Annotated in this window: 30 protein-coding genes; 16 read left to right on the plus strand and 14 right to left on the minus strand. The window is 62.2% G+C overall.

Features of this window, described 5'->3' with window-relative positions:
• The first annotated feature begins 62 nt into the window (after positions 1-62).
• From EOA13_RS09525 to EOA13_RS09535, 3 genes are read left to right on the plus strand one after another with little or no spacing between them, the layout of a single operon-like run.
• The gene (locus EOA13_RS09525; protein WP_127291737.1) at positions 63-548 is read left to right on the plus strand and encodes a DUF559 domain-containing protein; all 486 of its coding nucleotides are present in this window, start codon (positions 63-65) and stop codon (positions 546-548) included.
• On the plus strand, positions 545-3115 hold the full coding sequence (locus tag EOA13_RS09530) for an FAD-dependent oxidoreductase (protein ID WP_127291740.1): 2571 nt from the start codon (positions 545-547) through the stop codon (positions 3113-3115). The genes EOA13_RS09525 and EOA13_RS09530 overlap by 4 nt, the downstream gene beginning before the upstream one ends.
• Before the next feature lie 9 nt (positions 3116-3124).
• On the plus strand, positions 3125-4480 hold the full coding sequence (locus tag EOA13_RS09535; RefSeq protein WP_127291743.1) for a Xaa-Pro peptidase family protein: 1356 nt from the start codon (positions 3125-3127) through the stop codon (positions 4478-4480).
• Here the strand turns inward: EOA13_RS09535 and EOA13_RS09540 are convergent.
• Positions 4445-5272 (minus strand): PhnD/SsuA/transferrin family substrate-binding protein, encoded by an 828-nt coding sequence (locus EOA13_RS09540; RefSeq protein ID WP_127291746.1) that lies wholly within the window; start codon positions 5270-5272, stop codon positions 4445-4447. The genes EOA13_RS09535 and EOA13_RS09540 overlap by 36 nt on opposite strands.
• A gap of 90 nt (positions 5273-5362) precedes the next feature.
• Positions 5363-6373 (minus strand): fatty acid desaturase, encoded by a 1011-nt coding sequence (locus EOA13_RS09545; protein WP_164780032.1) that lies wholly within the window; start codon positions 6371-6373, stop codon positions 5363-5365.
• A 229-nt stretch (positions 6374-6602) separates the two neighbouring features.
• On the opposite strand from EOA13_RS09545, the gene EOA13_RS09550 reads away from it, so the two are divergent.
• Positions 6603-7460 (plus strand): helix-turn-helix transcriptional regulator, encoded by an 858-nt coding sequence (locus EOA13_RS09550; protein WP_127291748.1) that lies wholly within the window; start codon positions 6603-6605, stop codon positions 7458-7460.
• A 130-nt stretch (positions 7461-7590) separates the two neighbouring features.
• A complete protein-coding gene (gene bmt / locus EOA13_RS09555; RefSeq protein ID WP_164780038.1) occupies positions 7591-8613 on the plus strand; it encodes a betaine--homocysteine S-methyltransferase in 1023 nt (340 codons plus the stop codon).
• A gap of 15 nt (positions 8614-8628) precedes the next feature.
• Here bmt and EOA13_RS37860 read toward each other — a convergent pair whose 3' ends face one another.
• The 3 genes from EOA13_RS37860 to EOA13_RS09570 all read right to left on the minus strand — a co-directional run bounded on the left by EOA13_RS37860 (position 8629) and on the right by EOA13_RS09570 (position 11784).
• Positions 8629-8898: a hypothetical protein gene (locus tag EOA13_RS37860; protein WP_164780033.1), complete on the minus strand. Its 270-nt coding sequence runs from the start codon at positions 8896-8898 to the stop codon at positions 8629-8631.
• Positions 8899-9106: 208 nt separating this feature from the next.
• Entirely contained in the window at positions 9107-11221 is a 2115-nt protein-coding gene (locus EOA13_RS09565; protein ID WP_127291754.1) for a von Willebrand factor type A domain-containing protein, read from the minus strand.
• A gap of 2 nt (positions 11222-11223) precedes the next feature.
• Positions 11224-11784 carry an RNA polymerase sigma factor gene (locus EOA13_RS09570; protein WP_127291756.1) on the minus strand — a complete coding sequence of 187 codons (561 nt, stop codon included), beginning with the start codon at positions 11782-11784 and terminating at the stop codon, positions 11224-11226.
• Positions 11785-11938: 154 nt separating this feature from the next.
• Between EOA13_RS09570 and EOA13_RS09575 the strand changes: the two genes are divergently transcribed.
• The 6 genes from EOA13_RS09575 to EOA13_RS09600 all read left to right on the plus strand — a co-directional run bounded on the left by EOA13_RS09575 (position 11939) and on the right by EOA13_RS09600 (position 14326).
• A complete protein-coding gene (locus EOA13_RS09575; RefSeq protein WP_127291759.1) occupies positions 11939-12262 on the plus strand; it encodes a metalloregulator ArsR/SmtB family transcription factor in 324 nt (107 codons plus the stop codon).
• Positions 12259-12684: an SRPBCC domain-containing protein gene (locus EOA13_RS09580; protein WP_127291762.1), complete on the plus strand. Its 426-nt coding sequence runs from the start codon at positions 12259-12261 to the stop codon at positions 12682-12684. Before EOA13_RS09575 ends, EOA13_RS09580 begins: the two co-directional genes overlap by 4 nt.
• Positions 12685-12738: 54 nt before the next feature.
• On the plus strand, positions 12739-12960 hold the full coding sequence (locus EOA13_RS09585) for a hypothetical protein (RefSeq protein WP_127291765.1): 222 nt from the start codon (positions 12739-12741) through the stop codon (positions 12958-12960).
• Positions 12961-12970: 10 nt separating this feature from the next.
• Positions 12971-13408, plus strand: a complete 438-nt coding sequence (locus EOA13_RS09590; RefSeq protein WP_127291768.1) for a DUF1801 domain-containing protein — start codon at positions 12971-12973, stop codon at positions 13406-13408.
• A gap of 83 nt (positions 13409-13491) precedes the next feature.
• Positions 13492-13884, plus strand: a complete 393-nt coding sequence (locus EOA13_RS09595; RefSeq protein ID WP_127291770.1) for a VOC family protein — start codon at positions 13492-13494, stop codon at positions 13882-13884.
• A gap of 40 nt (positions 13885-13924) precedes the next feature.
• Positions 13925-14326: a DUF1801 domain-containing protein gene (locus EOA13_RS09600; protein WP_127291773.1), complete on the plus strand. Its 402-nt coding sequence runs from the start codon at positions 13925-13927 to the stop codon at positions 14324-14326.
• Positions 14327-14328: 2 nt separating this feature from the next.
• Here the strand turns inward: EOA13_RS09600 and EOA13_RS09605 are convergent, their stop codons facing one another.
• Positions 14329-15507: an NAD(P)/FAD-dependent oxidoreductase gene (locus EOA13_RS09605; protein WP_127291776.1), complete on the minus strand. Its 1179-nt coding sequence runs from the start codon at positions 15505-15507 to the stop codon at positions 14329-14331.
• Positions 15508-15589: 82 nt separating this feature from the next.
• Complete coding sequence (locus EOA13_RS09610; protein ID WP_127291779.1) at positions 15590-16177, minus strand: TetR/AcrR family transcriptional regulator; 588 nt, start codon at positions 16175-16177, stop codon at positions 15590-15592.
• A gap of 138 nt (positions 16178-16315) precedes the next feature.
• Between EOA13_RS09610 and EOA13_RS09615 the strand changes: the two genes are divergently transcribed.
• Complete coding sequence (locus EOA13_RS09615; protein WP_127291781.1) at positions 16316-16873, plus strand: DUF308 domain-containing protein; 558 nt, start codon at positions 16316-16318, stop codon at positions 16871-16873.
• Positions 16874-17006: 133 nt separating this feature from the next.
• Here the strand turns inward: EOA13_RS09615 and EOA13_RS09620 are convergent, their stop codons facing one another.
• From EOA13_RS09620 to EOA13_RS09640, 5 genes are all read right to left on the minus strand, one after another.
• Positions 17007-17744, minus strand: coding sequence for a dienelactone hydrolase family protein (locus EOA13_RS09620; protein WP_127291784.1), 738 nt, complete (start codon positions 17742-17744; stop codon positions 17007-17009).
• Positions 17745-17848: 104 nt separating this feature from the next.
• The gene (locus tag EOA13_RS09625) at positions 17849-19144 is read right to left on the minus strand and encodes an MFS transporter (RefSeq protein ID WP_127291787.1); all 1296 of its coding nucleotides are present in this window, start codon (positions 19142-19144) and stop codon (positions 17849-17851) included.
• Positions 19141-19818 carry a FadR/GntR family transcriptional regulator gene (locus EOA13_RS09630; protein WP_127291789.1) on the minus strand — a complete coding sequence of 226 codons (678 nt, stop codon included), beginning with the start codon at positions 19816-19818 and terminating at the stop codon, positions 19141-19143. The genes EOA13_RS09625 and EOA13_RS09630 overlap by 4 nt, the downstream gene beginning before the upstream one ends.
• A gap of 103 nt (positions 19819-19921) precedes the next feature.
• Positions 19922-20617 carry a 4Fe-4S dicluster domain-containing protein gene (locus tag EOA13_RS09635; protein ID WP_127291792.1) on the minus strand — a complete coding sequence of 232 codons (696 nt, stop codon included), beginning with the start codon at positions 20615-20617 and terminating at the stop codon, positions 19922-19924.
• 89 nt (positions 20618-20706) lie between these two features.
• The gene (locus tag EOA13_RS09640; RefSeq protein ID WP_023812310.1) at positions 20707-22281 is read right to left on the minus strand and encodes a trimethylamine methyltransferase family protein; all 1575 of its coding nucleotides are present in this window, start codon (positions 22279-22281) and stop codon (positions 20707-20709) included.
• Positions 22282-22555: 274 nt separating this feature from the next.
• Between EOA13_RS09640 and EOA13_RS09645 the strand changes: the two genes are divergently transcribed.
• Positions 22556-23254, plus strand: coding sequence for a B12-binding domain-containing protein (locus EOA13_RS09645; protein ID WP_126069400.1), 699 nt, complete (start codon positions 22556-22558; stop codon positions 23252-23254).
• Between the two features lie 86 nt (positions 23255-23340).
• Here EOA13_RS09645 and EOA13_RS39560 read toward each other — a convergent pair whose 3' ends face one another.
• Positions 23341-23559, minus strand: a complete 219-nt coding sequence (locus EOA13_RS39560) for a hypothetical protein (RefSeq protein ID WP_318011966.1) — start codon at positions 23557-23559, stop codon at positions 23341-23343.
• Between EOA13_RS39560 and EOA13_RS09655 the strand changes: the two genes are divergently transcribed.
• Positions 23545-24177, plus strand: coding sequence for a DUF1638 domain-containing protein (locus EOA13_RS09655; RefSeq protein ID WP_127291795.1), 633 nt, complete (start codon positions 23545-23547; stop codon positions 24175-24177). The two genes, EOA13_RS39560 and EOA13_RS09655, sit on opposite strands and share 15 nt — an antisense overlap.
• Here the strand turns inward: EOA13_RS09655 and EOA13_RS09660 are convergent.
• Positions 24167-25096: an NAD(P)-dependent oxidoreductase gene (locus EOA13_RS09660; protein ID WP_127291798.1), complete on the minus strand. Its 930-nt coding sequence runs from the start codon at positions 25094-25096 to the stop codon at positions 24167-24169. The genes EOA13_RS09655 and EOA13_RS09660 overlap by 11 nt on opposite strands.
• Positions 25097-25211: 115 nt before the next feature.
• Here EOA13_RS09660 and EOA13_RS09665 point away from each other — a divergent pair, with 115 nt between their 5' ends.
• Positions 25212-25787, plus strand: coding sequence for a DUF4893 domain-containing protein (locus EOA13_RS09665; RefSeq protein WP_127291801.1), 576 nt, complete (start codon positions 25212-25214; stop codon positions 25785-25787).
• 92 nt (positions 25788-25879) lie between these two features.
• Positions 25880-26662 carry a formyl transferase gene (locus tag EOA13_RS09670; RefSeq protein WP_127291803.1) on the plus strand — a complete coding sequence of 261 codons (783 nt, stop codon included), beginning with the start codon at positions 25880-25882 and terminating at the stop codon, positions 26660-26662.
• The last annotated feature ends 198 nt before the right edge of the window (positions 26663-26860 follow it).

Below are 26860 nucleotides of genomic sequence, written 5' to 3' on the forward strand. Positions count from 1 at the left end.
TAGAGGAAAGGTGCGAGCTTATACAGGCTGGCTCCCTTCCTCTCCCTCCGGAGGGGGGAGAGGTGGCGCCGCGAAGCGGCGACGGAGTGGGGGAAGCCGTTCATGAAACGCGCAGCCGCCGAAAAACAGGCACAACTCGGCGAGCGAGAAAACTCAGGCAAGGCGACAATCAAGCCGAAGCGCTGCTTTGGCTTGAGTTAAAAGCCCGCAAGCTTGGCGGTTACAAGTTCACGCGACAGTTCTCTATCGAACCATACTACGCTGACTTCGCTTGCCGCGAAAATTGGCTTGTCGTGGAAATCGACGGGCACCAACACGCCGGCAGTTCATATGACCGCCACCGCGACGACTTCATGCGCGCTCAAGGCTATTCGATCCTGCGTGTTTGGAACCATGACGTCCTGAAACATCGCACGTCGGTCTGTGAAACCATCCTCGCCGCGCTTGATGGCAGGCTGGCCGAGAACATCGCTGCATCCGATCTCCGCTTTGTCTTCACACCCCGCTCACCCGATTCAATCTCTTCAAAAACGGACTTATCTAGATGAAATCTCACGTAAAAGCGGTTGTCATCGGCGGCGGCGTCGTCGGCTGCTCGGTTCTCTACCACCTGGCCAAGGCCGGCTGGACCGACATCATGCTGATCGAGCGCTCTGAGCTCACCTCCGGCTCGTCCTGGCATGCGGCGGGCGGCTTCCACACGCTGAACGGCGACCCCAACGTCGCCAAGCTGCAGGCCTATACGGTGCAGCTCTACAAGGAGATCGAGGAAATATCGGGCCAGTCCTGCTCGCTGCACCTGACCGGCGGCGTGATGATGGCCGATACGCCGGAACGCATGGATTTCCTGCGCCTTGCCCACGCCAAGGGCCGCTATCTCGGCATGGACACAGAGCTGATCACCCCGTCCGAAGCCAAGGCGATGTTCCCGCTGATGGACGAGACCAATTTCGTCGGTGCCATGTGGGATCCGGTCGAGGGCCATCTCGACCCGTCCGGCACCACCATCGCCTATTCCAAGGCGGCGAAAAAACTCGGCGCCGAGATCGTGCTGCGCAACCGCGTCGTCGAACTGACACAGGAGGTCGACGGCACCTGGAACGTCGTCACCGAACAGGGCACGGTGAAGGCCGAGCATGTCGTCAATTGCGGCGGCCTGTGGGCGCGCGAGATCGGGCGCATGGTCGGCGTCGAACTGCCGGTGCTGGCCATGGAGCACATGTATTTGCTCACCGAGCCGATGCCGGAGGTCGAGGAATTCAACAAGTCGACCGGCCGCGAAATGATCGGCGTGCTCGACTTCAAGGGCGAGATCTACACCCGCCAGGAGCGCAATGGCATCCTGCTCGGCACCTATGAGAAGGCCTGCAAGCCGTGGTCGCCGGTCAACACGCCGTGGGATTTCGGCCATGAATTGCTGCCGCCCGATCTCGACCGCATGGCGCCGTCGCTGGAAATCGGCTTCAAGCATTTCCCCGGCATCGAGAAGGCCGGCATCAAGCAGATCATCAACGGCCCCTTCACCTTCGCGCTCGACGGCAACCCGCTGGTCGGCCCGGTGCAGGGCCTGACCAATTTTTGGTGCGCCTGCGCCGTGATGGCCGGCTTCAGCCAGGGCGGCGGCGTCGGCTTGGCGCTGTCGAACTGGATGGTCCATGGCGATCCCGGCTTCGACGTCTGGGGCATGGATGTCACCCGCTTCGGCGAATGGGCCGGCCTGCGCTACACCAACGCCAAGGTGCGCGAAAACTATTCGCGCCGCTTCTCCATCCGCTTCCCCAATGAGGAACTCCCGGCGGCACGCCCGGCGCAGACGACCCCGCTCTACGACACGATGCTGGCCAACAACGCCGTCATGGGCGACAGCTGGGGACTTGAGACACCGCTCTGGTTCGCACCTGAAGGCAAGGAACCCAGGGATATCGTCTCCTTCCACCGCTCCAACGATTTTGGGCCGATCAGCGAGGAAGTGCGCGCCACGCGTGAGCGTGTCGGTGTCACCGAGATCGCCAATTTTGCCAAATACGAAGTCTCGGGACCCGCGGCCGAGGATTTCCTCAACCGGCTGATGACCAACCGCATGCCGAAGACCCGCCGCATCGTGCTGACGCCGATGCTCAACGAATTCGGCAAGCTGATCGGCGACTTCACCATCGCCAAGGCGGCAGAAGACCGCTTCATGATCTGGGGCTCGTCGGCGGCGCAGAAATACCACATGCGCTGGTTCGAGAAGCACCTGCCGAAGGACGGAACGGTGCGCATCCACCGCTTCGACCAGACGCTGGTCGGCCTGTCGATCGCCGGGCCGAAATCGCGGGACTTGCTGCAGAAACTGGTCGATGTCGACGTCTCGACAAAAGCCTTCCGCTTCATGGATTTCCGCGAGATGGCGGTTGGGGGGGCGCCCTGCATGGTCAACCGCATCACCTACACCGGCGACCTCGGCTATGAAATCTGGATGGCGCCGGCCTACGAGCGCCTGGTTTACAAAGCGATCAAGGACGCCGGCGAGGAATTCGGCCTTGTCGATTTCGGCATGCGCGCTCTGCTCTCCATGCGCCTCGAAAAGAATTTTCCGACCTGGTTCCGCGAGTTGCGGCCGATCTACGGACCGTTCGAAGGCGCGATGGACCGCTTCATCAAGCTCGAGAAGAACGATTTTATCGGCCGCGAGGCCGCCGCCAAGGAACATGCTGAGGGACCAAAGCTGCGCCGCGTCTCCTTCATCGTCGATGCCACCGATGCCGATGTCATGGGCGACGAACCGATCTGGGCCAAGGTCAGCAAGGACTATGGCACGGTGGAAAAGCCGCATGGCTATGGCGCGCCACGCTTCGACAAGGGCGGCAAGGAAATACGCGGCTCCAAGGCTGCCGAAGGCGCGTCCGCCGTGCGCGGCATCGTCGACGGCGACTGGCGCGTGGTCGGCTGGGTCACGTCGGGCGGCTATGCGCATTATGTGCAGAAGTCGATGGCGCAGGGCTACGTCCCCGCCGCGCTTGCCGAGGACGAAAGTGCTGGGCTGTTCGAGATCGAGATCCTCGGTCACCGTCGGCCGGCCCGCATCAATGTCGAAGCGCCCTTCGATCCGAGCGGCGAGAAGATGCGGACCTGAGGTTCGACGATGGACAGCGCGGGGCCGAAGGGCAGCTTTGGCCGGCATCGCAAGATCATGCCGTTCGAACCCGGCTCGATCGAAGCCTTGCGCGACGTCTCCCGCCAGAAGGCGGCTTCGCTCAACCAGCATGTGCTGGGCTATGGCGCGCAGGCCGAGGCTGAATGGGCTGCGGCAGGCATTGCCGCTCCCGACCTCCCGGCGATGCGCCAATACCGGCTGGAGCGCATCCGCGCCGAGCTGAGGCGCCGCGACTATGCCGGCGCCCTGCTCTACGACCCCGTCAACATCCGCTACGCCACCGACTCGACCAACATGCAGCTGTGGGTGGCGCACAACCCGACGCGGCATTGCTTTGTCGCCACCGAAGGGCCGGTGGTGCTGTTCGACTATTTCTCCTGCGAGCATTTGTCCGACCATTCCGGCGTCGTCGACGAAGTGCGGCCGGCAGTGTCGTGGATGTATCTCTATGGCGGTGAGCTGACCGAGCAGAAAGTTCGCCGTTGGGCCGCCGGCATCGCCGATCTGGTGAAAGAACATGGCGGCGGCAACAGCCGCGTCGCCGTCGACCATATCAATCCGGAGGGCGTCGAAGAACTGGCGCGGCTTGGTATCTCCATCGGCAATGGCGAAGCGGTGATGGAGAACGCGCGGCTGATCAAATCGCCGGACGAAATCCTCGCCATGCGCCGCGCCATCGCCGCTTGCGAGGCGGCGATGGGCGAGATGGAACAGGCGCTGAAGCCGGGGATTTCCGAAAACGAATTGTGGGCGGAACTGCACCGCGGCAACATCGCGCGCGGCGGCGAATGGATCGAGACGCGACTGCTGACGTCAGGCCCGCGCACCAATCCATGGTTCCAGGAATGCTCGTCACGCAAGATTGTATCAGGCGACCTCGTCGCCTTCGACACCGACCTTATCGGCCCCTACGGCTTCTGCGCCGACCTGTCGCGGACATGGCTGTGCGGCGATGCAAAGCCGACCAATGAACAGCGCGACCTGTTCCGTATCGCCGCCGATCAGATCGAGCACAACACGGCACTGATGCAGCCGGGCATCTCGTTTCGCGACCTCGTCGAGCGCTCGGCCGTGCCACCGGGAGACTGCTTCCCGACGCGATACGGCGTGCTCTATCATGGCGTCGGCCTGGCCGACGAGTATCCGACACTACCGCATGCCAGCGACTGGACATCGGACACGCCGGACGGCGTGCTGGAACCGGGCATGGTCCTGTGCGTGGAAAGCTATATCGGCCGGCTTGGCGGGCGCGAAGGCGTCAAGATCGAGGAACAGATCCTGATCACCGAGACCGGCAACGAACAGCTCTCAACCTACCCGTTGGATACGAGGCTGCTCGGCTAGCCCGGCAAGGGCCTCGCGCAACGCCCCAACCGTCTTTTCCGGTGTCACCGCGGCGGTGATGTAAGGCAGGCCTTTGCGCCGTCCGGTCCAGCCGACGACCGCCACCTTTTTCGCCGCCGGCTCGAAACGCTGCGCCAGTGCCCAGCTCTCGCAGTCGATCGCAGCTATATCGGCCTTGCCCTGGGCGACAGCGATGATCGAGCCGCGATGGCCACCGCTTTCGCTGCGCGACGAGAAGATGCCCAGGCTTTCGCCGGCCGTTTGCAGGTCGCGCGTCAGCGCAATAGTACCCGACATCGAATCGAGGCTGTTGAAGGTAAAGCGCTTGCCGCGCATCAGATCAAGCGGGAGCAAGGGGCTGCCATCCGCCGGCGATCGAATCTCTGGCCCCTCGCCTGTCCGCATCACCAGCGCGCTGGAATAGAGTTCGCCCTGCCCGCCTTCATAGGCGTCGTAACTGGGCTGGCCGATCACCTGCACATGCCTGGACAGGCCGAGTTCCATCGGCCCCCAGCAGGTCTGCGCGAACAGCAGCGCCGGGTGCAGCCACAGTCTGTGAAAATCGAGTTCGTCCGGCGGCAATGTCGCTGGATCGGGTGCGATCAATGCACCGGCAGCATCACGAATTCCGCCCGGCACCGGCGGCAGGTCACCATTGCGACGCGCGATGGTTTCCGGCGCGTCGATGCCCTTTTGCCGAAACGCATCGCGCAGCAGCACCCATTGCGCGTCGACTTCATCGCGCACTTCGGGCCAATCATACATCGGCAACGCCGCAACCAATTCACTCATGCCGATATCAAACCATCATGTCTGGAAAAGGATCGCAAAAACGCGGCGTCCAATCAGAATTGGCCGACACGGATTCCGGATAGACCGGAATCATTCCTTCGGCGGCTCGGCGGGAACCGGCGCACTGCCGAGCCCGCTGATGCTGCGCGCCCTGATGCGTGGCTTGAAGGCCCTGCCCGGCTCGGCTTGACGCCGCAGCACCGGGTGCACGATCGGTTCCTTCGCCTTGAAGGCATAGGCTTTGATCAGCGCGAAATAGTTCGGATAGGCATAGCCATTGTTCATCCGCAGCCATTCTTCACGGCGGTCGCTAAACAGCTTGGGCAGCTTGTACCAAGCCACGGTCGGGGTCTTGTGATGGACGAAGTGCAGATTGTTGTTGAGGAACAGGAACGACAGCGGCGAGCGCTCGACGATCACCGTGCGGCCTTCCGGATGTTCCGACCATTGATGCTCGGCAAACGTACGGATCGAGATCAGCGACTGGCCAAGCCAGACCGGCACGAGAATGTAAAGCCACAGTGGAATGCCGAAGCCGAACTGCACGATCGGCATCACGACGGCAAGGCCGATCGCGTGCAGCATCCAGGCCTTGCGGATCGCCTTGTCGCCGGCCATCACCTGCTTGGCATCGTCGATGAAGAAGCCGACGCATGACAGCCACGGGCCGAGCACGAAGCGGCCGGCCATGGTGTTGTTGATCTTGAGCAGGAATTTCATCGTCGGCGGCAACTCGTCATGCTGCCAGAGCGCCTGATAATAGCTTTCCGGATCGTCCAGCGGATCGGTCAGCCGCTCGTCGGCGTGGTGGCGCAGATGGATGGTCTTGAAGCGGCGGAATGGCCAGACCAGACCGATCGGCAGAAACACGAAGGCTTCGTTCACCCGCGCGTTGCGTGTCGGATGACCGTGCAGCACTTCGTGCATGATTGACGATTGCAGTGCAGCGGTGAAAGCCAGCACGGCGAGCGCCAGGACGGGATAGGATGGCCAGAGCAGAAAACCGGTGGCGAGCCATGTTGCGTAGCAGAAGAAGGCGAGTATCACGGTTGGCCACTCAATGGCCGGTACGCTGTGTCGCCTGATGCTCTTGCTCGTCATGCTATCGACCACTGTCCCTCAGTCGCCGGAACCCCAATTGGTTCCTGACAGCATTGTGTCAGGAGAAATGATTCCACTCAACGAGACAAAGTGCACAAACTGTTGCGATTGCGCATTTTTGACCGCATATGTTATACATTGTAAACAGACATGGGGATTCATTTACGCCTGAAACCGCCCCGGAGCGGTTTCGGCGCAAATTTTTCCTCAATCGGGGTGAAGCACGCACATGGACAAGCGGGACCTGTCGACGATCTTCCGCGAACGCCTGAAAATGCTCTTGACACGCTCCGACCTGAACCAGTCGGCTTTCGCGACCGCGGTCGGCATCGACCGCTCGGCGCTATCGCAGTTGCTGTCGGGTGCCTCGACGCGCCTGCCCCGCGCCGAAACGCTGCTCAGCATCGCCGCCGAGTTCAAGGTGTCGCTCGACTGGCTTCTCGGTCTCAGCCAGGACGAGGGTCTCACCGGCGAAATCCGCGAGAGCCTGGAGATCGAGGAGGCACCGGACGGCTTCGACCGCACGCTGCTGGCCAAATGGCATGCCGAGGCGGCCGGCACCAAGATCCGCTACGTGCCTGCCGGCATTCCCGATCTTCTGCGCACCGAAGCGCTGGTCGACTACGAAGCCGGCATCACCAACAAGAGCCGCCTGGCGCAGGCCGGAGAAACGCAATACCGCATCGACTACAACAGGCGCCCGGAAACCGACATGGAAGTCTGCATGCCGCGCCACACGCTGGAGATCTTTGCGCGCGGGCTGGGTGTCTGGGACCGTTTCCCCGAAGCCGACCGGCGCGCCCAGTTGCTGCACATGGCGACGCTGCTCGACGACCTCTACCCGACCTTCCGGCTGTTTCTCTATGATGGGCGGATGCGCTATTCGATCCCCTACACCATCTTCGGCCCCTATCGTGCCGCCATCTATGTCGGCGACATGTATCTGGTGCTCAACGCCACCCAGCCGATCCAGACGCTGATCCAGCATTTCGACAATCTGATCCGGGCCGCCGACATCAATGCGCACGAGGCGTCCGGCTTCGCGCACAGACTGGCCGGCATGTCGTTCCCAACAGGCACTGTCTGATCACTGGCAACGATGATCCCTCGGACGGAAACCGGCCTCCGCATTGGCGGCCGCGCTACCGTTATATCATTGACTACACATAAAGACTTTTTTATATCCTTATCCGACTTCGAACATGAAAGCCAATCCGATGACGACCATCAACCCGATCGATGCGCTGCTGGCTGAAAAGGGCGTGCTGCTGGCCGATGGCGCCACCGGCACCAATTTGTTCGCCATGGGTCTGGAGGCCGGCGAGGCACCCGAGCTGCTGAACGAGACGGCGCCCGACACCATCACCAGCCTGCACCAGAATTTCGTCGATGCCGGCGCCGACATCATCCTCACCAACTCGTTCGGCGGCACCCGTCACCGCTTGAAGCTGCACCATGCGCAGGACCGCGCGCATGCGCTGAACAAGCGCGCCGCCGAGCTTGCTCGTGCCGTTGCCGACAGAGCCGGCCGCAAGGTGATCGTCGCCGGCTCGGTCGGCCCGACCGGCGAATTGCTGGTGCCGCTCGGCGCCATGACCTATGACGAGGCGGTCGACGCCTTCGCCGAGCAGATCGAGGGTCTCAAGGAAGGCGGCGCCGAAGTCGCCTGGATCGAGACGATGTCGGCTCCCGACGAGATCCGCGCCGCCGCCGAGGCTGCCATCCGCGTCGGCCTGCCCTACACCTATACCGGTTCCTTCGACACCGCTGGCCGCACCATGATGGGCCTGCTGCCCAGGGATATCCACGGCGTCACCGACGGCCTGTCGCAGGCGCCTCTCGGCGTTGGTGCCAATTGCGGCGTCGGCGCATCCGACATCCTGGCCTCGCTGCTCGACATGACGGAGGCGAAGCCGGAGGCCACGGTGATCGTTAAGGGCAATTGCGGCATTCCCGAATTCCGCGGCACCGAGATCCATTATTCCGGCACGCCCGAACTGATGGCCGACTATGTCAGGCTCGCCGTCGATGGCGGCGCCAAAATTATCGGCGGCTGTTGCGGCACCTCGTTCCAGCACCTCGCCGCGATGCGCAAGGCGCTCGACGCGCACACCAGGGCGGATCGTCCGACGGTTGCCGCGATCGTCGAACGCATCGGTCCGATGCGCAACAAGGTGGCGACGGAAAACACCGCCGAGACCAGCGAAGCCCGCCGCGAGCGCCGCCGCAGCCGGGCCTGACCCATCGGTTTTCGACTATTCGCTGTTGTCGGCGTAGCTCGACTGCGCCGACTTGAAGTCGACCACATTGTCGCCGCGCATCGTCATCAGCGCGCCTGAAGCGCTGGGGTCGGTGATCTGTTCCAGCATGATGCGGAAGCGGTCGTTGGTCAGCGCCGATATGGCGGTATGGCGCGCTTGCGCGACATCGTCACTGATACGCCTGGATTCCGATGATGGGGCCGATGAAACCGCCGAGGCGTCTGGCGCTGGAGGTATCGAGTTGGCGATAGTCCTGATCTGCAATTTCGGCTCCCTCAAGCCCGGTACACTTGTCCTGCGTAACAAGGAGGGAGTTGCGATCCGGTACCGGAAATGCCGCGCAATTTAACGACCCGGAAAATCCGCGAAAAAAGGCCGGCAAGGTTTCCCTCGCCGGCCTGCCTCACCCGCCCGCGGTCGGTTCCCCGTATCAGAACGATCCCATCTGAAAGAAACCGGCCGTCATCACCACTTACCGGTTCCCGCCCAGCGCAGAGGCAAGGCGCACAAGCGAGAGGAACTCGGCCCTGTACCCAAACGGGTCGACTCCTCGAGCGGCGGTGGCGATCTCCATGATCTTGTCGTAGCCGAACTTCGCGGTCGCATCCTGGTCGCGCAGCTTCTGGCCGAAGGCGGCGACCGCGACGGAGAAGCGCTGATCGGTGCTGGCCTGGTCGAAGGACGAAATCTCGTTGGCCGAGGTCACCGGCGTGGTGATCAGCTTCGAGACGTCTTCATTCGGCAGCTTGTAGCGGATCTTGACGAAGGCATATTCGTCCGCGTTGGCGACGCCGCCATTGTCCACCGACGCCTGGCCGTAGCGCAGCGGATCGATCTGCTCGCCGCCGCTGCCTTTCGGCGTGATCTCGTAGATCGCGGTGACCGAGTGACCGGAGCCAATATCGCCGGCATCGACGCGGTCATTGTTGAAATCCTCGCGGTTCAAGGCGCGGGTCTCGTAGCCGATCAGGCGATATTCGGAGACCTTGTTCGGATTGAACTCGACCTGGATCTTCACGTCCTTGGCGATGGTGAACAGCGTCGAGGAGGCATCCTCGACCAGCACCTTCTCCGCCTCGGCCAGCGTGTCGATATAGGCGGCGGTGCCGTTGCCGTTCTGGGCGATGGTCTGCATCATCTGGTCGTTCAGATTGCCGCGGCCGAAGCCGAACACCGACAGGAAAACACCGGTCTTGCGCTCTTGCTCGATCAGCCGCTTCAGATCATCGTCGTCGCTCTGGCCGACATTGAAGTCGCCGTCGGTGGCAAGCATCACCCGGTTGACGCCACCCTTGACGAAGGATTTTTGCGCCAATCTGTAGGCTTCCTTGATGCCCGCCTCGCCGGCCGTGCTGCCGCCGGGCGTCAAATTGTCGATGGCACTGAGGATCTTGTCCTTTTCGGACGCCTTGGTCGGCTCCAGGACTGTGCCGGCGTCCCCCGCATAGGTCACGATCGATATGGTGTCGTCGGCCTTCAGCTTGCCGACCAGCAGCCGGAAAGCCGATTTGAGCAGCGGCAGCTTGTCCGGCTCGTCCATCGAGCCCGAGACATCGATCAGGAAGACCAGATTGGCCTTCGGCTGCTCGGTCGGCTTGACGTCAAAACCCTTTATGGCGACATGCATCAGCCTGGTGTGCGTGTTCCACGGCGTCGGCATGACGCTGACGGTCGAGTTGAATGGTGTCGAGGCCGACTCCGGACCCTTCCAGTCATAGGGGAAGTAGTTGATCATCTCCTCGACGCGCACCGTATCGGCCTGCGGCAGGGTGCCCTGCTTCAGCGAGCCGCGCACGAAGGAATAGGAGGCCGTGTCGACGTCGATCGAGAAGGTCGAGACCGGGTCCTCGAGTGCCGCATGCACCGGATTGGTCTTGAAATCCTCGATGCGGTCGCGATTTTCCTCCTGCGGCAGCATCTGGTCGGCCGGCGCCATGGCCGGCTGCTGCGGCGCCATCAGCTTCGACTCCGCCGCCATGCGGGCTCGCGACGTGCTGGGTACACTTGCAGCGCCATCCAGTGCGAATTCACCTGTCGGTGCCGGTGGCGCAGGCTCGGCCAGCACACCGCGCTGCAGCGCATTTTGTTGTGCAGCGCCCCCAGCAACGGTCGATTCGGATTTGTGCGGCGAGGCCGGCGCCACAAGCGCATCGGTGGCGTCGCGGTTTTCCACATCGGCGTCGGCCTTCTTGTCCTTCTCCAGCCCGGTCGGAGCCGGCTTCGGCTGAGCGGTCGTTGGCTTCACCGTCGCCGGCTTGTCGGCCAGCGTCTCGCTGATTTTCTCGTCGCCGCCGAATTTCGGCGGCTGTTCCCTCAGCAGATGGAAGGTGGCGTATCCGGCGATCGGCAGGGCGACGAGCCCGGCAAGAGCCGGCGTGGCAATGAGTTTCTTTTGCATGATCTCGCTCCAGAGCTTTTGTGCTCGCTCTGTGAGACGAAGCCCGCCAACCGATCCTTGGGTAACGGCAGAAATATTTTCCTGATCGTAGGCGCGCAGGGCGGCTTCGAAAGCACGTGCCTTGGCGTCCTGGGCGGGCGCCGGCGCCGCTATATCGCGCAATCTGTTGAGTTCGTTGTCGTCGACCATGGTTACACTTCCCCGGCCGCGCGCATCAGCGTCTTCAGCCGTTTCTTCGCTTCATGGATGTGCCAGGAAACCGTCGTCTCCGAGATCGCCATCGCCTCGGCGGCGGCCGCATGGCTCAGGCCCTCGCCATAGACCAAAAGCACGGCGTCGCGCTGCTTGTCCGGCAATCGCCGGACGGCTGCCCACAGCGCTTCGGCAGGGTCTTCCGGTTCGACCGACGCCTCGCCCGAGATCAATGCATGGACGCCATAGGCCTCGGTCTTGACGGTCTCGCGGGCGGACTTTCGCATCATGTCGCGCGCGGCGTTCATCGTCACGGAATAGAGCCATGTCGTGAAAGCGCCGCCGCCGCGATAGTCGCGGATCGCCTTGCCCAGCCTGACGCAGACTTCCTGGGCGATGTCTTCGGCATCGGCCTTCCTGCCGCACCAGCGATAGGCGGCGCGATAGACGAAGTCATAGTGCCTTTCCAGCAATGTGCCGAAGGCCCCTCTGTCTCCGCCCTTCGCCCGCCCGATCAGTTCGGCGTCGGAGGCTTCGCTCTCATCCAGCATCATCGCCATCATTTGCCTGTTGGACGAAGGCTAATGGCTAATCCTTGGGGCAATGGAAAGATTTTTTGGAAACCGCCGGATCGTAGCCGTCGGCACCCCGCTTGACACATCCATATCTCGGCGGTTATACGTCGATCAATAGCCACCGGGTTATCGATCCAAAATGAACAACGCTCACGATGTCCTCTTCAGAACGCTCTCCGATCCGACGCGTCGGGCAATCTTCGAGCGCCTGTGCCGGCAAGGCGAGCAGACGGTCGGCGCCCTGACCGCTCAGTCAGGGGTCTCGCAGCCGGCGGTGTCGAAGCATCTCGGCGTGCTCAGGCAGGCCGGGCTGGTGCGCGACCGCCATCAAGGACGGCAGACCCATTATAGCGCCCAGCTGGCAGCACTTTCCCCGCTGACCGACTGGACGAACCAGATGAACACGTTCTGGCAGAGCCGGTTCGACGACCTCGAAAATTTGCTCAAAAGAATGGACCAATGACCAACATCGCTACCGAAACGCGCTCCGTCATCGTCGAACGTGAGATCCCCTATCCGCCGGAAAAAATCTGGCGCGCGCTGACCCAGCCGCATCTGATCGAGGAATGGCTGATGAAGAACGACTTCAAGCCAGTCGTGGACCATCGTTTCAATCTGCGAAAGGAACCGCAGCCTGACGTGAGCATCGTTGTCGACTGTCAGGTAACAGCCGTCGAATTGAACAAGACACTGTCCTACACGTGGCAGGCCTATGGCCTTGAGAGTGTCGTCACCTGGACTCTCCTGCCGACCAGCACGGGCACCCGGTTGCGCATGGAACAATCCGGCTTCCGGCCGGACCAGGAGCAGGCGTATCGGGGCGCGACGAGCGGGTGGCGGCAGTACTTTACGAATCTGAGTCAGGTCCTGGCGCGGATAGATTGAAACCCGCCGGTGCGGATCGGTGGTTCGCGTCGGCTGTTTTGACAGGAGGAACTATTGGACTGGAACATGTGGGTTCGGCAAATTCATCGCTGGCTGTCGATCATCTTTACGCTGACCGTCATCACCAACTTCGCCACCATGGCATTCGGCCAGCCTCCCGCCTGGGTGGTCTACTCGCCGCTCCTGCCGCTCTTCCTGCTGCTGTTCAGCGGCCTGTACATGTTCGTGCTGCCCTATGCCGCCAAGGGCCGTGGCGCGCCGCGTGCCGGCGGATAGAGTGGGTAGAATGGCCAAGACACAGGGTCAGTCGACCAAGGCCGCACCAGTCCTGCTCTCGGGCGGCAACCCGCAAATCGCCAAGGGCGACGGCGACGCCCCGGTGCAGGCCTATATCGCTGCGATGCCGGGCTGGAAGCGTGGCCTCGGCGAGCGGCTTCACGCGCTCATCGAACACAACGTGCCCGACGTGCGCAAGGCCGTGCGATGGAACTCGCCCTTCTACGGCATCGAAGGCCAGGGCTGGTTCGTGAGTTTCCATGTCTTCACCCACTATTTGAAGGTGACCTTCTTCAGTGGCATCTCATTGCAGCCGATCCCACCTGGCGGCACGGCCAAGAGCAAGGATGTGCGCTGGATCGACATCCGCGAAGACGATCAGTTCGATGAGGCGAGGATGGTGGAATGGATCACGCAGGCCGCGGCCCTGCCCGGCTGGATCCCGTAGCGGCCGCAACGACGACTGCAAGCAAAAATTCGAATTCTTTCCTGCCGAAAGGCGGGGCCAAAGACGACAGAGGAGAAAGAGCCATGAAGATCAAGCTGACCAGCGTGTATGTGGACAACCAGGAAAACGCACTGCGCTTCTACACCGACGTGCTGGGCTTCACCAAAAAGGCCGATTTCAGCAACGGGCCCTATCGCTGGCTGACCGTTGCCTCGGCTGAAGAACCTGATGGAACCGAGCTGCAGCTCGCGCTCAACGACAACCCGGCCGCCAAGGCCTATCAGGAAGCCATTTTCAAGCAGGGTCAGCCCGCGATCATGTTCTTCACCGACGACGTCAAGGGCGACTACGAGCGCATCAAGGCGAAGGGCGGCGCGTTTATCAAGCCGCCGACCGAGGCGACCGGCTCGACCATCGCCCAGTTGAACGACAGCTGCGGCAACCTCGTTCAGATCACCCAGCTGGCGCGCTGGTAACGGGCGGCGGTTGAACGCGTCGAGGCACAGGAGACACCCAATGACCCCCTCGCAACAGATCGACCAGCTGATCGCCGGCCTCACCGATTGGCGCGGCGAGACGCTCGCCGGCATCCGCAAGACCATCCTTGCAGCCGACCCGGACATCGTCGAGGAGTGGAAGTGGATGGGGAGCCCGGTATGGTGCCTCGACGGCAACATCGTGGTCGGCAACGCCCACAAAGACAAGGTGAAGCTGACCTTTTCCCATGGCGCCAGCCTGCCGGACCCCGACAAGCTGTTCAACAACGGTTTCGGCGGCAAGGTGTGGCGGGCAATCGATATCCTTGAGGGCGATAGGCTCGATGAGCGTGCTTTGAAAGACCTCGTCCGCGCAGCGATCGATTACAACCAGGCCAAAAAGAAAAAGAAGGCGGCTACCGGGACGAAGCCACGGACGTAAGTCTAGGCCGCCTGCCCCGCCACCCAGCCCGATGACCATGCCCACTGGAAATTATAGCCGCCCAGCCAACCCGTGACATCGACGACTTCGCCGATGAAAAACAGGCCCGGCACGGATTTTGCCTGCATCGTCTTCTGGTCCAGCCCGTTGGTGTCGACCCCGCCCAGCGTCACTTCGGCGGTGCGGTAGCCCTCCGAGCCGGCAGGCTTGATGCGCCAGTCATTGACTGCGGCAGTTATGGTTTTCATCTGGGCGTCGGAAAGATCGGCAAGGTTGCCGTGGATCCCGGTGCGCTCGGCGATCGACTGCGCAAGCCGCTTCGGCAGATGGTTTGCCAGCACCGTCTGCACCGCTTGCCGCCCATTGCCGCGCTTGGCGGTACGAATGAGGTCCGCCACGTCAACCCCAGGCAGCATGGCGATGCGGATTTCATCGCCCTCGCGCCAATAGGAAGAAATCTGCAGGATGGACGGCCCGCTGACGCCGCGATGCGTGAACAGCATCGCTTCGGAAAACCGCGTCTTGCCGCAGGCGACTTCCGCGTCGACGGCGTTGCCGGCCAGCGGCGCCAGCCGCTCGAGCGTGTTTGCGTCGAAGGTCAGCGGCACCAGCGCCGGCCGCGTTTCGACAATGGCAAGACCGAACCGTTCGGCAAGCTCGTAGCCGAAACCGGTCGCCCCCATCTTGGGGATCGACTTGCCGCCGCAGGCCACGACCAAGGACTGGCAGCTAATTGTGCCGGTGGAGAGGGCGAGCACAAACCCCTCCTCGGTTTTGCGGACATCCTCGACCTTGGTCGAGAGCGCCAGCTCCACGCCCCTGCCCTGCATTTCCGAGACCAGCATGTCGATGATCTGGCGTGCCGAGCCGTCGCAGAACAGCTGTCCCAGCGTCTTTTCGTGATAGGCGATGCGGTGGCGTTCGACGAGGGCGATGAAATCGCGCTGCGTGTAGCGGCTGAGCGCCGAAATGCAGAAATGCGGATTGCCCGACAGAAAATTCTTCGGGCTGGCATGCATGTTGGTGAAGTTGCACCGGCCTCCGCCGGAGATGCGGATCTTCTCGCCAGGCAATGCCGCATGATCGAGGATCAGCACCGAACGGCCGCGCTTGGCCGCCTCCACGGCGCACATCATTCCGGCGGCACCCGCGCCGATGATCACGACATCATAGAATTGCATCAGGCTGTTCGTTCCCGCTCGACCGGCTCATCCGGCGCCGCGCCACTTGCGCTGCCTGATACCACTTTGGCCCCACAATTCCCTAGCAATCCCGTCTCAGCAGCTTGGTGATCTGGGGGGCGACGATTGTGGTGAACAGTCCGGGATCGCCGAAAGCCCTCGCAGAAAGCATTGCCCCGTGAACCGATGCCATCAGCATCTGGGCCTCCTCCTCCGGTCGGTTGTTCAACCGGAACAAGTCCTGCTCCGCTCCAGCCCGCAGCACCGACATAAGCCATCCCGCGAGACTTTGAAAATGGGCGCGGACGCGTGATGCGACCTCTTCGGGCAGCATCTGCATCTCGCCAGCGAGCATCGCACAGACGCAGAAGGACGGCGAGGCATCGCGAATGCATGTCCGCCAATAGTTCAGGTAGGACTGCAGTTGTTCAGCAGGGCTTGAGAGTTCTCCCTGGAGAGATTCCAGACCCGTTTCGGCCTGCTGCCTGTAACGATCCACCAGCACCGAAACCAGTTCCGCCTTCGTTGGAAAGTGATGGTGGATGCTCGCCTTCCTGATGCCGATCGCAGCCGAGATATCGGCATAGCTGAACCCGTTGTAGCCTCCCGCGACGATGAGGGACTGCGCGACATCGAGAATCTTTTCTGAAGTCGAAACCATTGATTTCATATCCCAGCCTACCTTCTGGTAGGCAAACCGTCAAGATTGTGCATCGTTCCCGATTCTCACGGGGAGGTGTCCGGATATCGGGTTGACTCAAAGGTTTTGCCTACCTACTAATAGGTAGTTAACAATAAGGAGCCTGCCATGCAAAGCCAATCTTTCACCCAGTCCAACTGGTTACGATCCTATTATTTCGCCCGCGCCATATTTTCTATCGCCTGGGTTGCTGCCGCCATTCTGTTCAACGGACAACCCGGCCCCACCGCGTTTCTGCTCGTGATCTACCCTGCATGGGACGCCCTCGCCAATCTGGTTGACGCCAGGGTGAATGGCGGCCTGAAAACCAACTCGTCCCAGGCATTGAATGTCGTGGTCAGCACGATAACGGCGCTCGCCGTCATCGTGGCGGTTAGCAACAGCATGTATGCCGTTCTGGCCGTGTTTGGGGTTTGGGCGGTCCTCTCGGGTCTGCTGCAGTTGAGTACGGGAGCAAGGCGTTGGCGCTACCAAGGCGCGCAGTGGCCGATGATCCTCAGTGGCGTGCAATCAGCCCTCGCCGGCGGCTTCATGATCAGCAGATCCCTCGGTACGGTTGAGCCGACGATTCTGGACATCGCCCCTTATGCTGGGTTCGGCGCGTTTTACTTTCTGCTTTCCGCAATTTGGCTTGTCGTCGCAGCCTATCGCAAGGCAAACGCCTAGACGCAGCCTGATCCGGCGGCGGCAAGGTGAAGTCATTTGCCACCGTCGAAAGGGCAAGCATCGCTCACTCTTCGCCGCATGCATTGTGATCCAAGGTCGCGTGGCGTCCTGCTCAGGGGCGCTACCCCTGACCTTAGATCAGCGTCTCGGCGAACAACGTCGTCAGCCGCTTCCAATGGCGTTCCGCGCCGGCTGCATTGAAAACGCTATGATCGGGTACGCACCAGCCGTGCGCCATGCCGGCATAGTTCTCGATGACATGGTCGACTTCCGCGACCCTGAGCGCCTCGGCCAGCCGCGCCGACTGTTCCGGCGGGAAACTCCTGTCGACGCCGGACGTGCCGACATAGACGCGCGCCTTGATGGAGGCTGCCTTGCGATGCGGGCTGTCGGCGGCGTCGCTGGCCAGATTGCCGCCATGGAAGCTTGCCGCCGCCCTTATCCTGTCGGGATAGGTTGCGGCGGCATTCAGTGCCCGGCCGCCACCCATGCAATATCCGACCGTGCCGATCGGCCCAGTGATTCCTTCCGCCGCGAGCGCATCGAGGAACGCACCGCTGTCACTGATGGTCATGTCCTGCGTCGTGCCGGTGACCAGCGCCATCAGCGGGATTTTGGTCTTTTCCTCGGCGAAGGCGGTCTTGGCGTCGAACGGCCCGTAGGGTGCATTGCGGTAGAACAGGTCCGGCACCAGCACCGCATAGCCTTCATTCGCCAACCGCTCGGCCATACTGTCGAGCGCCGGCCGCGGACCGAAGGCGTCCTGATAGAGAATGACACCGGCCTTGGCAGGAGATGCGTTTGCCGAGCGGAAAAGCCCGGCATTGGCAACACCATCCCTGGTCTTGATCTGAAGGTCGTGTTTCGTCATCGCCCGCTCCGTTCGACTGATGCGCGATACATATCCGCGCTAGCCTATACGGCAAGGCGTTCCCTGAACCCGGCAGTCAACATTTCGTGCAGGATTTCGTGACGCTATTGCTCGCCTTCTCGCACGGTCCGCGCGCCGACATGCAGCGCACGGCCGGCACCGAGCCCCATAATGGCTACGCCAAGCCCGAGCGCGACAAACAGGAATGCCGTTCCCGAAAAACTGCCGGTCCAGTCGCGGATCAGGCCCACCAGCAGCGGGCCGAAGGCCGCCAGCACATAGCCGACGCCTTGCGCCATGCCTGAAAGATGCGCGGCGACATGCGAATCCGGCGAACGCAGCACGATCAGGCTCATGGCAGCCGCGATCAGGCCACCCTGCCCGATGCCTTGCAGGACCGCCCAGAAAAGCACGGTCGAGGTCGGTGCGAAAAGAATGCCGAGCAGAGCGATCACCGCTATGGCAATCAGCGCCACATTGATGCCGCGCTGATCCTTCAGCCGCATCGCAAAGGAGGGCACCGCGAGGCACGTGATCACCTGGGCCATGACAGACACCGAAACCATGGCGCCGGCGGTGGCCGCATCGAAGCCGCGCTCGCGCAGGATCGGCGCCAGCCAGCCGAAGATGCAATAGGCAAGTGCCGACTGCAGTCCCATGAACAGCGTCACCTGCCAGGCCAGGCGATCGCGCCAAAGCCCGACGACGTGAAAGCCGCGATGACTGACCTGCCGACGGCTGCCCAGCGCCTGCGGAATCCAGATCAAAAGGACGACCAATGTAGGCACCGCCCAGGCAGCGAGTGCCCCGGACCATGAACCGGTGACAAAATGCTCGATCGGCAGCGTGAAGCCCGCGGCGGCGGCCGAACCGGCGCAGAGCGCCATGGTGTAGAGCCCGGTCATGACAGCGGCCCTGTCGGCGAAATCGCGCTTCACCAGGCCCGGCAGCAGCACATTGCCGATGGCAATCGCGCCACCGGCCAGGAATGTGGCGACAAACAGCAGGGGAACCGTACCGAACCAGCGCAGGCCGGTTCCCAGCACCAGCAAGGCGAGCGCCCCGAGCAAAGTGCGCTCGGCTCCATAGCGCTGCGCAAGCCTTGGCGCGAAGGGCGCGAACAGGCCGAGGCACAGGACGGGTAGCGTCGTCAGCAGGCTGGCGCCCGTCGTCGAAAGACCGGTTGCCTGCATCACCTCGGGCAACAGCACCGAAAGGCTGGAAAACAGCGGCCGCAGGTTGAAGGCGATCAGCACAAGGCTCGCGCCAAGCACGATGCGCGCCGCACGGCTGCGCAGTTCAGGCGGCTGCGGCATGGGCAGGCTGTCGGCCTCGGCATCGACGAGTTCCAGACCCTCGACCTCGGCCTTCGGATCAGGCTGACGAAAACTCTGGTTCATTGCGAAAGCAGTCTTTCAAGTTGGGTAAGCACCGGCGCCATGAAGGCTCGGACGGCGGCAACGGCGCGCTCGGGATCGCTCGCGGCAATGGCGTCGACGATTGCCGCATGCGCCTGGTGGTCCGGTTCGGGCAGATCGCCGTCGATGGTGGCATGGATGGTCTCGGTGATGGCGGCGGTGAAGAAGTCATAGAGCTCCATCATCGCCCTGTTGCCGGACGCCGCGACGACGGATTTGTGGAAAGCGAGATCGCGCCGGATGAAGGCATCGCTTCCGCCGTCCGCGACGGTGCCGCGTTCGGCAAGCAATTGCCGCATCCGCTCGAGGTCGGCTGGCGTGTGACGCAAGGCGGCGAGCCTCGCGGCCTCGAGGTCCAGCGCCGCCCGCGCCTCCCACTGATCGCGCAAGCCGCTGCGTTTGACCCGGTCAAGCGCGGCAGAAGTATCGACGGCGGAGCGCACATAGGTGCCCGAGCCCTGACGCGTATTCAGCAACCCCTGCGAGACCAGCACCCGCACCGCCTCGCGGACGGTGCCCCGACTGACCGACAGAAGGTCGGTCAGAGCTGCCTCGTTGGGGATACGCTCGCCGACACCCCAGCGGCCGCTGACGATTTCAGCCCGCAGGCTCTCAGTGGCGCTGTCGGTGAGATTGGTTCGGATAGCAGGTTGCATCGGCCTATTCATCAAGTCATCAGATGACTTGATGAATAGGCTTGTTTCTAACTATCGTCAAGATGCTCATCGAAGCGAACGAACACCACGCAATGGGAATGGATCAGCTGGTGGCTCGTGCGAAGCTCGCCATGTGGAAGGCCTGAACCTCCGGCGGATAGCGATACTCCGTGCCATAGGGGCACGCATTGCGATCAAGGCAGCCGCCGCTGCGGCAAGGCGAGCCGCCGGCTCCACGCACATGCACCAGGCAGGATTGATAAGCAAATCCTTGCGCGGAATAGGCGTCGACCGGACAAGATTTCAGGCAAGGTTTCTCGACGCAGCTATCGCAAAGGTGAGGCGCCGTTTCGCCGGCTTGAATCGGAAGCTCGTCCTCGAACAGCAGCGCACCGCGATAGGCATGCCATAGCCCGTATTGCGGATGCATGAGGATGCCGAGCGGCGACGGCTTCAGTCCCTCCGCCCGCATCGCCCATTGCTGAAACGGCAGATAAGGTCTGTCGGAAGGGGAAACGGCTCGCGCCCCGAATGCCTCGGCAACGGCTCCGATCACTTCGCGCGACCACGAGTCGAGCGGATTGGCGATGGTCTGCGATTGCTTGTCGATCCAGCGCAGGAAATGCGGCCAAGGCGCTGCACCCGCCTGCCCGACCAGCAGGACGGATTTGACGGGAGCACCTGAGAGGTCGGCAAACGGGGTTTCGCTCGCTCCGCACTTGAAGCCGCCGCGCAGGATGAGGCCATGGGCCGAAAGCACGGTCGCGATGTCCTCAACCCGGCGCCCCGCGGCAATCATTCCTTCTTGACCGGATCGGAGAACGCGCTCCGCCAGACTTCCTTGTGGATAATGTTGGCGACTTTAGCCCCGCCTGACTCGGGCTCCTTTCAAGTGAAGGCGTCGGGCATCGACCCCTTCTTCTTGGCGATGAAGTCCTGCAACGCTTCGTCGATGCTCGGATCGAGATAGGGCGCCTCGTAGCTTTCCAGCCAGCGACGGGCGAGCTCGTTGGCGCGCTGCGGCGCGGTCTTCTCGCCTTCGGCCAACCACTGCTCGTAGGAATTGTTGTCGGCGATGTTGGAACGATAGAAAGCGGTCTGGAAGTTGGCCTGGGTGTGGTCGCAGCCGAGATAGTGGCTGCCCGGCCCGACCTGGCGGATGGCGTCCATCGCTTGGCCGTTTTCCGACAGATCGACGCCCTCGGAAAACTTCTGCGTCATGCCGAGCTGGTCGATGTCCATCATGAATTTCTCGTAGCAGGACGCCAACCCGCCCTCGAGCCAGCCGGCCGAATGCAGCACGAAATTGGTGCCGGCCAGGATGGTCGAGTTCAGCGTGTTGGCGCTTTCATAGGCCGCCTGAGCATCCGGAACCTTCGACGCGCAGAGCGAGCCGCCGGTGCGGAACGGCAGGCCCAGCCGACGCGCCAGCTGCGCGGCGCCATAAGACACCAGCGACGGCTCCGGCGTGCCGAAGGTCGGCGCTCCCGACTGCATCGAAATCGACGAGGCGAAGGTGCCGAACAGCACCGGCGCGCCGGGACGGATCAGCTGCGTGAACGAGGCGCCGGCCAGCACTTCGGCCAGAACCTGCGTCAGCGTGCCGGCCACCGTCACCGGGCTCATCGCGCCGGCAAGGATGAATGGCGTGACGATGCAGGCCTGGTTGTGGCGCGCATAGACTTTCAGCGCGCCGAGCATGGTCTCGTCGAACACCATCGGCGAGTTGGCGTTGATCAGGCTGGTCAGCACCGTGTTGTTCTCGACGAAATCGTCGCCGAACACGATCTTGGCCATGGCGACGGTGTCTTCGGCGCGCTCAGGCGCGGTCACCGAGCCCATGAACGGCTTGTCGGAATATTTGATGTGGCTGTAGATCATGTCGAGGTGGCGCTTGTTGACCGGCACGTCGACGGGCTCACACACCGTGCCGCCCGAATGGTGGATCGACGGCGCCATATAGGCGAGCTTCACGAAATTCTGGAAATCCTCGATCGTCGCATAACGCCTGACGCCATCGAGGTCACGCACGAAGGGCGGACCGTAGACCGGCGCAAAGACGGTGGCATTGCCGCCGATCTGCACCGAACGCTCGGAATTGCGCGCATGCTGGGTGTAGACGGACGGCGCGGTCTTGAGCAGCGAACGGCACAGCCCCTTCGGAAAGTGCACGCGCTCGCCCTTGACGTCGGCGCCGGCCTCTTTCCACAGTTGCAGCGCTTCCGCGTCATCACGGAAGATGATGCCGATCTCCTCGAGCACCGTGTCGGTGTTCTTTTCGATCAGCGCCAGGCCTTCCTCGTCCAGCACCTCGTAAACGTTGATCTTGCGCTTGATGTAGGTGAGCTGCGTACCCGGGCCACCGCCCGAACGTGCTGCCCGCCGGGCTGCAGCCCCGCCACTGGCGCCACGCCCACGTCGCGCGTTTGACGCTTCCTGATCGACTGCCGCGTGTTCGCTCATGGTGGTTCTTCCCTGAATCTGTTCTTGTCTGGAATCCATAGCGGCTGCATCTCGCCGCTTCTTGCCAGATCGTAGCCATGCACCCTATTCGAAACGGCCCGCCAGCGCCAACGCCTGTCGCAAAATCGACAAGAATTCCAAGAGAGTTACGGTCGCTTTCCTTTTGCGGGAAGTCGCAAATCAGCTATGGATACATGCCCTCAGCGGGTTAGGTATGAACGCGAAGATGTGTGCCTTGCGACATGGTCGCGATGCCGGCAGGAGCTCGATACAAATGTCCGACGACGAGATCATCCTTTCTGAACTTTCCGACGACGAGTTGGTGCAGCAGATGCACGACGATCTCTATGACGGGCTGAAGGAAGAGATCGAGGAAGGCACCAACATCCTGCTCGAGCGCGGCTGGGTGCCCTACAAGGTGCTGACGGAAGCGCTGGTCGAAGGGATGCGCATCGTCGGCGAGGATTTCCGCGACGGCATCCTGTTCGTTCCCGAAGTGCTGCTGTCGGCCAATGCGATGAAGGCCGGCATGTTCATCCTGCGCCCGCTGCTCGCCGCCACTGGCGCGCCGAAGCAGGGCAAGATGGTCATCGGCACCGTCAAGGGCGACATCCACGACATCGGCAAGAATCTCGTCGGCATGATGATGGAAGGTGCTGGCTTCGACGTCATCGATCTCGGCATCAACAATGCGGTCGAGAAATATCTCGATGCGATCGAACAGCACCAGCCGGACATCATCGGCATGTCGGCACTGCTGACCACGACCATGCCTTACATGAAGGTCGTCATCGATACGATGAAGGAAAAGGGCATCCGCGACGATTATGTCGTGCTGGTCGGCGGCGCGCCGCTGAACGAGGAGTTTGGCAAGGCCGTCGGCGCCGATGCCTATTGCCGCGATGCGGCGGTGGCGGTCGAGACCGCCAAGGACTACATGAAGCGCAAGCACAATGTGCGCGCTTCGGCCTGATTGGCCAATCCGGCATGGACAATAGGAAGCCGCGCCTTGCAGCGCGGCTTTTTTGTTCCCAGATGGTGGAGAAGGCCGCGCGCGGATCAGGGCTTGGTGACGGTGTCCTCGACCGCCTTGGCAGTCGATTTGACATCCCTGCCGACACCACGGACGGTGTTCGCGCAAGCCGCAAGGGCCAAGGCGCAGGCCAGTATGGCAATCGGCGTGATGCGTAGCAGTTTCATAGACGGTGTCTCCCTCAATAGATAAATTAGCGCCACAACAACGAAGGCCGCTCGACTGGTTCCATGGCCAAGACGCAAAAAACGAAACCGAATCAAGACGACAGGCTGCTCGTCATCGCCTGCGGGATGATTGCGCGTGAAGTTCTGGCCGTCAAGGAACAGCTCGGACTGGATCACCTCGACCTGACCTGCCTGCCGGCGGAATTCCACTTCTACCCGGACCGCATCGCTCCGGCCATGGACAAGGCAATCGAAAAGGCCAAGGCCGAAGGCTACAGCAACATCTTCGTCGGCTATGCCGATTGCGGCACCGGCGGCCTGCTCGACAGGGTCTGCGAGAAGCATGGCGTCGAGCGCATGGCCGGCCCGCATTGCTTCGCATTCTACCAGGGCATGGAGGCCTACGCGAAGGTCGCAGACGACGACATGATGTCGTTCTACATGACCGATTTCCTCTGCCGGCAGTTCGACGCCTTCTTCATGAAGCCGCTCGGCCTCGACAAGCATCCGGAGTTGATCAAGGACTATTTCGGCAACTACGAAAAGCTGATCTATCTGGCCCAGACCAACGATCCGGAACTCGACAAGGTCGCCGAAAAGGCCGCCAGAATGCTCGGTCTCGTCTACGAACGCCGCGCCACCGGCTATGGCGACCTGACGGCCGGAATGGCGCACGCCGCAGCGGTCACCGGCTAGGCTGCCCCTCTTCCGCGCGTAACGCTGCAAGTATATCGGCAAAGCTCGTCTTGCAGACGAAAGCCAGCCTGTCCCTCGCCCGCGACGCGTCGTAGACCCGGTCGATGGAGGAAAACATCGTCCAGCCTTTTCGCGCGTAGAGGGCCGGAAAATCCGGAAAGTAGCGCGCGACGACCGACGGGGCATCGGCAATCAGCGCCGAGCAATCATCGGGCCGGAACGGCGTCGGCGCGCAGACGATGAAAATGTCGAAACCCAGCTCTGGTGCCTTTTCCAGGGCAAGGATGTGGGCATCGGCCGCGTCCTCCACCGTCAATCGGCGAAACAACAGCTCATTGGCCTTGGTGTTGGCGTCCGACTGTTCGATCGCATGCGCCATGTCGTCGGCTTCGGGAAAGAAGCGGGCCGTGCGGAGCACCACCACCGGCAGCCCGTGCTGGATGTGATAGAGGCGGCAGAGATGCTCGGCCGAAAGCTTGGTGACGCCATAGATGTTGCGTGGCTCGGGCGACATCGCTTCCGTCAGCCAGGTCGCCTTGCGCGCACCACCGCTGAACCCGTCGCGTATTGCCTGCGAAATCATCAGCGAGGTCGTCGAGGTGAAGACGAAGCGCTGCACGCTGGCCGCCACCGCCGCGTCGAGCAGGTTGAGCGTGCCTTGCACATTGGTGGCGACGAAATCGCTGTTGGCGCGGCTCTCTATGTTGGGCTTGTGCAACGCGCCGCTGTGGATGATCGCCTCGATCCGGTTGTCCCGAACTGTCCGCATGATAAGGTCGCGATCAGCGATTGAGCCGACGATGAGGGTCTCCGCCGATGGCACAGGATCGAGGCCGGTGACATCGTGCCCGAGCGCGCGCAGACGCGGCGCCAAAGCGCTGCCCAACCAACCCGACGACCCCGTGAGCAAGATTCGCATTCGTCACACCATGATTTTTGACCGTGACGCTGTTAAGCACGGATGACAGGCGCCAGCGACCCGATAAGTTATGCACCAGCCGGCGCTGCGCCAGACTTCAACCGGGAGGCCTCTTATGACACTTCGCCCGCTGTTCGCCCTTGTCGGCCTGCTCTGCTGCACTCTTCCCGCTCATGCCGACGGCGAGATACAGAAACTCATCACCCCAGCCGACAAGACGCGGCTCGACAAATATGGCGAGACCCGCAAGGCAGCCCTTGCCGAGGCGAAGGCAGGCAACCCGGCCGAGGTCAAGCAACTCGATGCCCTGCTGGCAAAGCCGCTGGTGGCTTTTTCCGACAAGGACCTGACCGGCAGCTGGCAGTGCCGCACGATCAAGGCCGGCGGACCTTTGCCGCTCGTCATCTATGGCTGGTTCAAGTGCAAGGTGACCGACGACGGTTCCGGCTGGCGGCTGGAAAAGATCAGCGGCTCGCAGCGCACCAAGGGCCGCTTCTTCGACGATGGCGAGAAACGCGCGATCTATCTCGGCTCCTTCTATGTCAACGATGATCCGGCAAAGCCCTATGGAAGCGGCCCGCAAACCGACCAGGTCGGCTACGCCTTCCGCAACAGCGCCAAGGAATGGCGCATCGAATTTCCGGCGCCCTACTACGAATCGAAGCTCGATATCATCGAATTCAAGCGCTGACTGTGTATCGAAGGCTGATCACCAAGGATTAACCCGGACACCCTAGCATCCCGTCCATTGTCGAGAACGGGTTGCTTGGAGGGGCAGTATCCATGGCAGCATTAGAATCCAGTACGCGTCCGATCGTGGTCGTCACCGGGGGCGGCCAGCATGTCTGGGCTATGATCAATGCAATTGCCGATCGCGTTGGTCCTGTCAGCGTCGTCCTCGAAACGCCTGAATCCAAAAAGCAATTGCTTCGCGGCCGGGCTCGCCGCCAGGGCTGGATCTCCGCCATCGGCCAACTTGGCACGATGGTGCTGAGCAGGTTGGGCAAGCGATTCCTGGCCGGCCATAGCGCGCGATTGATTGCCGAGGAGAAGCTGGAGGTTGAGCCGCGACCAGGCCAGGAGATCATCCAAGTATCCTCGGCCAATGGGCTTGAGTGCCTGCAGGTGATCCAGAAGATCCGGCCAGGCGTTGTGCTGCTCAACGGTTGCCGACTAATCTCGGCGGAGATGCTGAGGAAAATGCCCTGCCCGGTGCTCAATTACCATGCGGGCATCACGCCGAAATATCGCGGCATGAATGGCGGCTATTGGGCTCTGGTATCAGGCGATGCGCAGAATTTCGGCACGACTGTCCACCTCGTCGACGCTGGCGTCGACACCGGTGGCGTGCTGAAGCAGGCGCGCGGCAGATCGAAAAAGGGCGACACCATCTCAAGTCACGCGCTACGCCAGACGGCGTTCTCGCGCGACATCTGCGTCGAGGCCGTCAGCGATGCACTGGCTGGAAAACTCACGACGATCGATCCCGGCCTGCCTTCGAAGCTGTGGTATCATCCGACGATCTGGTTCTACGTCTGGACGGGCCTCAGAACCGGCATCTGGTAGCGAGTTCCTCGCCCGTATCCGCATGCCGCACGCTGGCTCTTCCGGCGCGTCGAACCTGCCGCCAGCACACGCCGCAAACGAATAAACCCACCTTTCATTTTACGACATCCAAATGCGTCGCTTTTGAATGCGCGCGCGTCGTCCCATAACAAGCGGCCCCACTGCGCTTCCGGCAATGCTCGCAGATCGAGGAGTGAG

It is taken from the genome of Mesorhizobium sp. M7A.F.Ca.US.011.01.1.1 (assembly GCF_003998295.1).
In the GTDB taxonomy this organism is placed as follows: domain Bacteria; phylum Pseudomonadota; class Alphaproteobacteria; order Rhizobiales; family Rhizobiaceae; genus Mesorhizobium.

Excerpts from the sequence above, each read along its gene's own strand:
- EOA13_RS09530 (WP_127291740.1), top strand. The coding sequence starts at position 545 with ATGAAATCTCACGTAAAAGCGGTTGTCATCGGCGGCGGCGTCGTCGGC.
- EOA13_RS09535 (WP_127291743.1), top strand. The coding sequence starts at position 3,125 with ATGGACAGCGCGGGGCCGAAGGGCAGCTTTGGCCGGCATCGCAAGATC.
- EOA13_RS09540 (WP_127291746.1), bottom strand. The coding sequence starts at position 5,272 with ATGAGTGAATTGGTTGCGGCGTTGCCGATGTATGATTGGCCCGAAGTG.
- EOA13_RS09545 (WP_164780032.1), bottom strand. The coding sequence starts at position 6,373 with ATGACGAGCAAGAGCATCAGGCGACACAGCGTACCGGCCATTGAGTGG.
- EOA13_RS09550 (WP_127291748.1), top strand. The coding sequence starts at position 6,603 with ATGGACAAGCGGGACCTGTCGACGATCTTCCGCGAACGCCTGAAAATG.
- bmt (WP_164780038.1), top strand. The coding sequence starts at position 7,591 with ATGACGACCATCAACCCGATCGATGCGCTGCTGGCTGAAAAGGGCGTG.
- EOA13_RS09565 (WP_127291754.1), bottom strand. The coding sequence starts at position 11,221 with ATGGTCGACGACAACGAACTCAACAGATTGCGCGATATAGCGGCGCCG.
- EOA13_RS09570 (WP_127291756.1), bottom strand. The coding sequence starts at position 11,784 with ATGGCGATGATGCTGGATGAGAGCGAAGCCTCCGACGCCGAACTGATC.
- EOA13_RS09575 (WP_127291759.1), top strand. The coding sequence starts at position 11,939 with ATGAACAACGCTCACGATGTCCTCTTCAGAACGCTCTCCGATCCGACG.
- EOA13_RS09580 (WP_127291762.1), top strand. The coding sequence starts at position 12,259 with ATGACCAACATCGCTACCGAAACGCGCTCCGTCATCGTCGAACGTGAG.
- EOA13_RS09590 (WP_127291768.1), top strand. The coding sequence starts at position 12,971 with ATGGCCAAGACACAGGGTCAGTCGACCAAGGCCGCACCAGTCCTGCTC.
- EOA13_RS09595 (WP_127291770.1), top strand. The coding sequence starts at position 13,492 with ATGAAGATCAAGCTGACCAGCGTGTATGTGGACAACCAGGAAAACGCA.
- EOA13_RS09600 (WP_127291773.1), top strand. The coding sequence starts at position 13,925 with ATGACCCCCTCGCAACAGATCGACCAGCTGATCGCCGGCCTCACCGAT.
- EOA13_RS09605 (WP_127291776.1), bottom strand. The coding sequence starts at position 15,507 with ATGCAATTCTATGATGTCGTGATCATCGGCGCGGGTGCCGCCGGAATG.
- EOA13_RS09610 (WP_127291779.1), bottom strand. The coding sequence starts at position 16,177 with ATGAAATCAATGGTTTCGACTTCAGAAAAGATTCTCGATGTCGCGCAG.
- EOA13_RS09615 (WP_127291781.1), top strand. The coding sequence starts at position 16,316 with ATGCAAAGCCAATCTTTCACCCAGTCCAACTGGTTACGATCCTATTAT.
- EOA13_RS09620 (WP_127291784.1), bottom strand. The coding sequence starts at position 17,744 with ATGACGAAACACGACCTTCAGATCAAGACCAGGGATGGTGTTGCCAAT.
- EOA13_RS09625 (WP_127291787.1), bottom strand. The coding sequence starts at position 19,144 with ATGAACCAGAGTTTTCGTCAGCCTGATCCGAAGGCCGAGGTCGAGGGT.
- EOA13_RS09630 (WP_127291789.1), bottom strand. The coding sequence starts at position 19,818 with ATGCAACCTGCTATCCGAACCAATCTCACCGACAGCGCCACTGAGAGC.
- EOA13_RS09635 (WP_127291792.1), bottom strand. The coding sequence starts at position 20,617 with ATGATTGCCGCGGGGCGCCGGGTTGAGGACATCGCGACCGTGCTTTCG.
- EOA13_RS09640 (WP_023812310.1), bottom strand. The coding sequence starts at position 22,281 with ATGAGCGAACACGCGGCAGTCGATCAGGAAGCGTCAAACGCGCGACGT.
- EOA13_RS09645 (WP_126069400.1), top strand. The coding sequence starts at position 22,556 with ATGTCCGACGACGAGATCATCCTTTCTGAACTTTCCGACGACGAGTTG.
- EOA13_RS09655 (WP_127291795.1), top strand. The coding sequence starts at position 23,545 with ATGGCCAAGACGCAAAAAACGAAACCGAATCAAGACGACAGGCTGCTC.
- EOA13_RS09660 (WP_127291798.1), bottom strand. The coding sequence starts at position 25,096 with ATGCGAATCTTGCTCACGGGGTCGTCGGGTTGGTTGGGCAGCGCTTTG.
- EOA13_RS09665 (WP_127291801.1), top strand. The coding sequence starts at position 25,212 with ATGACACTTCGCCCGCTGTTCGCCCTTGTCGGCCTGCTCTGCTGCACT.
- EOA13_RS09670 (WP_127291803.1), top strand. The coding sequence starts at position 25,880 with ATGGCAGCATTAGAATCCAGTACGCGTCCGATCGTGGTCGTCACCGGG.